This window comes from Helicobacter baculiformis, from assembly GCF_900197685.1.
In the GTDB taxonomy this organism is placed as follows: domain Bacteria; phylum Campylobacterota; class Campylobacteria; order Campylobacterales; family Helicobacteraceae; genus Helicobacter; species Helicobacter baculiformis.
The window spans coordinates 1-3,398 of sequence record NZ_FZMF01000055.1 but is presented as its reverse complement, the minus strand read 5'-3'; the positions used below and the strand labels follow the sequence as shown (position 1 = coordinate 3,398).

General features: G+C 44.3%; 1 pseudogene. It reads right to left on the bottom strand.

The annotated features are described in order from the left end of the window. Positions 1–126 precede the first annotated feature (126 nt). A pseudogene (locus C6G87_RS07245) lies at positions 127–3,384 on the bottom strand (putative barnase/colicin E5 family endoribonuclease). Positions 3,385–3,398 lie beyond the last annotated feature (14 nt).

Sequence of the window (3,398 nt, the reverse complement as noted above, 5' to 3'; positions counted from 1 at the left end):
TCTGCTTATGGTGTTCTAAACCCCTGCGCATGCTTTGGCTAGATAGCAAATATCCAAGTCGCCATCAAGGGGCAAAGCTACAATCTTGACTAAAGTTAGAACTTTTGCCCTTTAAGGGGGGGTGTGCTAAAGCGCTTTGTTAGAGTTTAAAGGGAGATTGTCCGCCCCTTTAGTCAAATCCTTAGCGCGTGCGCTCTTAAGGGTTTTCTCTGCATTAAGCGGAGTTATGGTAGAACGAGGGACGCTTAAGGGTTCATCCGTAGAAGTCAGTACGGGATCAAATTTAGCGCTATAAGCGGACAGGTTCGCGCTATCGCCCTTAAGTTCTTTGGGTATATCGCCTTTAACCTTCTTATAGCTTGTAACAACCCATGTATTGTCCCCCTTGCCAAACCACCCCCTAGACAAGCCCACCAAGTAATAAGCATCCCCCCTTTTAAGCTATAGGGTATTTACACCCTCTTTATTAACCACAATGCCCTTCTGCACGATCTCCTCTAACCCCCTAGCCAACTTCTGCAAAGGCGTACTACCCTCAAAGCCCTTAAAGTCCTCAAGATGCTTGGCAAAGATTTTAGATAAGCCCCACCCCTTAGCGCCTCTTCCCTCTCCTTTAAGATTGCCCCACACAAGATCAATATACCCCAAGTCTTCCCTATAGAACGCCCCTGCCACTTGCCCGCGTTGTTCTTCTAAGAGCTTTGCCACCGCTTGAGCCCCCTTAAGCTCAAACTCTTTAAAGTGTTCCCCAAAAGCAGGGTTGGGGGTGATCTTAAGGGGGCTTGTGCTACTCTCATTTAAAGGAGTCTGTATGTTCCCCTTGCCTGTGGATAAATTAACATTTTGGTTTAACTTGGATTCTAGGCGGCTGTATGCTGTATCTTCCTCAGAGAAGGCGCGATTTGAATACGACTTTAAACGCGAATTTTGGGAGTCGTTTAAGTCTGTAGAAGATTTTCTTACTAATACAGACTTTTCAGAATTAGAGAATTTATCTAAACTTAACTCAAATGAGGCTAGAGAACTCATCTCCAAATCTACCTCTTGAGCAAGCCGTCTGCTCTCTTCAGCCAATGCCTCTATGTCTTTATCGGTTAGTATCTTTTTAATCTCCTGTTCCCGCAGCACATGATAACTCTCATCTAACTTCTTCTTCACCCCCCAACTTTGGGCAGTGTGTACCTGTATCTCGCTAGGGATGCCCTCATAAGTAAACTGCACATGCAAACCCTTATAACCCGCATTGCGGTGCTGTAATTCTATAGTGGGGGTTATACCCTTGCTCTCTAACACATCCACAATGCGCACTAACTGACTGTCTAGCGCGTCTTTGGTGGGTGTGATTAGCGCCCCCCTTAATAAGTCATTGATCGCCCCTATATCCCCCCTCTTGCGCTTAATCTTGCTCTCTATACTCCCCACACTCTTAAGGATACTGCTAGCCTCTAGCGTGCTATCACCCCCCTTAAGCCCCTCTAAGAGCTCTTTAAACCCCTCTTCTTGTTCTTTAGCGGTGGTGTGGAGGGTGTGGGCTTGACTTTTTAGCTCTTGGGTGGTAGGCTCCCCCTCAGGGTTTAAAGCACTGCTATGCTTCGGTGGGGTATCAATCTGCAAGTCAGAGGGCTTCATGGCAGTTCCGCCCGATCCTAATATATCAGACGCACCAGCAACTTCTCCACCGCTAAACCCTGCATTGTAAAGCACTTTTGAGCGTTTAAATTCGTTTTTAATGGCGCTAAAATCTTTGCGCATATGAGAACTAAATACCCGCTCTCCGCTATAGTTTTTAGCTACACTCATAAAGTAACGATTCTTGTCAGCACCAATAAACTCTTTAATAAACAAAATCCCCCGCCCATTATCTAGCACCGCGTTAGGCTCTTCTAAAGTCGGTCTAATCAAGGGTAAAAACTCTTCTCTTTGGCGTTTAGCTAACTTCGCCAAACTCCCCCGTGTGAGTTGGATTGTCTCCCCTTTGAGTACGGGTTCTAAAGCTTCTTGAACAGCAGGGCTAAACTTAGGGATAAAGGGCTCATCTAGAATGTTGCGATCAAAGGCTTTTAACCATGCCTGTTCTAGATCATTCTTTTTAGGGTTGGGGGTGATCTTAAGGGGGCTTGTGCTACTCTCATTTAAAGGAGTCTGTATGCCAGTGTCTGTACCTTTACCCCCGGTTAAAGATGTGGATTTTTGGTTTAACTTTGATTCTAAGCGGTTGTATGCACTACCTAATGATGAAGTTCCCGGGTTTGAATTTGACTTTAATAAAGGCTCTTGGGTGTCTTTTAAGTCTGTTCCTGATTTTTTTGCCAATACAGACATGGTAGATGACGCTTGTGGCGAAGTGAGTTTAAACGAAGTGAGCAAGCTACTATCTAAATCCGACTCTTGACCTATAGCTTTCATTTTGCGTTTAAACTCTCTTATGTCCTTGTTGCTTAGTTTACCCGCTAAATAAAGCCGCCGTTTCTCTTTATAGAGTGGGTCTAAAGCCTTTTTTACTTCCCAACTCTTAGGTGTATGCACCTGTATTTCAGCAGGCACGCTTTTATAATTAAAATTAATATGTGCGCCCGTGTAACCATCTTGGGTTTTAATGAATTTGGGGGTTATGTTGCTAAGATTGGGATTAGTCTCTAAGTACTCTAACACACGCATAAACTCAGCATTAAACGCCTGCTTATCTGTAAACACAGCCCCTCTTAGAGTGTCGTTGATTTTGCTCATATCCCCCTTGTAATATTCTAGCTTCTCTTGGACACTCTCTAAGCCTTTTAGAGTGTTGGTAACTTCTAAAGAGTTATTAGGGCTTTTTAATCCATCTAAGAGCTCTTTAAACCCCTCTTCTTGTTCTTTAGCGGTGGTGTGGAGTTCTAGGGCTTGACTTTTTAGCTCTTGGGTGGTAGGGTTAGTCCCACTGCTAGGCATGTAGCCTTCAAGATTAAGGCTTGGAGTCGTGTTAGGGCGTTGGCTATGGGCTAGCAGAACTTCTTTATTCAATGCCCCCTTTACCTTCCACATATCAAAAAATCTTAGCTTATCTTGCCCTGTTAAAGCCTCTTCTATTACCACTCCATGCCCGTTGATCTGTTTGCCATAAACAATACGCCCGTTCTCCTGCACGCTCTTAAAGTCGGGGTTTTTAAGGTAATCTTGGTAATGGGCAATGTCCTCTATTGTAATAGCAATTTGCCCCCGTTTAGCCTCTTTAGTGGCATCGCCATGTTCTCTTAGAGCGTGGATCACTTGGTGCGCGTCAATCTCTCTTACTAATTCTCTTCTTCCCTTAAAATTAAAGCTTTGGGCTAATTCTTGTGCCTCTATAGGGTCAATTTTAGAAACTCTTAAGCGTTGCTTGTTATTAGCGTTAGCCTCTGGGCTCAAATCCCATTGTTCTA